This is a genomic window from Flavihumibacter cheonanensis (genome assembly GCF_022352215.1).
Taxonomy (GTDB): domain Bacteria; phylum Bacteroidota; class Bacteroidia; order Chitinophagales; family Chitinophagaceae; genus Flavihumibacter; species Flavihumibacter cheonanensis.
The window spans coordinates 1-279 of sequence record NZ_JAKRWF010000222.1; the positions used below are offsets into that span (position 1 = coordinate 1).

Genomic DNA, 279 nt, shown 5'->3' on the forward strand with positions numbered 1-279 from the left:
CGCATCCCGCATTGCATCCGCAGCCTGGAGTTGGGTGTAGGTTGCCATGTCGAGCATACCCATCGCTCGCAACTCTTCTGCGGATTTCTCTGAAGGTTTTAGACTCTCGATATAGAAAGCTTTCAAAGTTAGCCCAACAGCCTGGAAATCATCCTGGGCTTTCGCTCGAACACCAGCCCCAAGCTCCTCCACGAGACCAATAAGCTCAGGCACACTGGTCGCAGCTGTCGTTTCTCCCAGCAAGTCCTGCAGTTTGGATAAAAGCATGGAGCGCAAACG

The 279-nt window shown here is 53.0% G+C and carries 1 protein-coding gene; it reads right to left on the bottom strand.

The window, feature by feature from the left end; genetic code table 11:
• A partial coding sequence (locus MD536_RS21780) for an SPFH domain-containing protein (protein WP_239603880.1) occupies positions 1 to 279 on the bottom strand: 279 nt, incomplete at both ends.